This is a genomic window from Vibrio sp. 2130-1 (genome assembly GCF_033339515.1).
In genome coordinates this window covers 1-505 of the sequence record NZ_JAWOUT010000777.1, presented here as the reverse complement: position 1 = coordinate 505, position 505 = coordinate 1, and the positions used below count along the sequence as shown (strand labels likewise).

Sequence of the window (505 nt, the reverse complement as noted above, 5' to 3'; positions counted from 1 at the left end):
CTTCAGCACTCATTGCTAGGTTGATGCCAAACGAGTCCAGTAAGTCAGAAGAGCCGGATTTACTTGATACGCTGCGGTTGCCGTGTTTCGCGACTTTTAAGCCACATGCTGCTGCAACAAAGGCGGCCGTCGTCGAGATATTGATAGTATTGTGACCATCGCCCCCTGTCCCTACGATGTCTGCAAAGTCGTAATCAGGACGAGGGAACGGGTTCGCATTCGCCAGTAGGGCTTTTGCTGCACCGGCAATTTCATCAGGCGTTTCGCCTTTGATCTTTAATGCTGTTAATGCCGATGCCATTAAAATTGGATCAAGCTCGCCGCGAATAATAATGTCGAATAGCTGTTGGCTTTCTTCTTGAGTCAGTGATTGCTGTTCGTACAGTTTGTTGATGATTGCTTCCATAGTTTCTCTCCCCATTTCCTTATGCGTTATTTTTCTCAAGCGCCCATTCAATCGCGTTGCCCAACAAGGTTGCGCCGTAAGTCGTCATTATTGACTCTG

2 pseudogenes are annotated in these 505 nt (G+C 47.7%); both read right to left on the bottom strand.

Annotated features, from left to right (window positions below):
- A pseudogene (locus R7Q09_RS28655) lies at window positions 1–406 on the bottom strand (anthranilate phosphoribosyltransferase); the annotation flags it as partial.
- A 19-nt stretch (window positions 407–425) separates the two neighbouring features.
- Window positions 426–505, bottom strand: a pseudogene (locus tag R7Q09_RS28650) (anthranilate synthase component II); the annotation flags it as partial.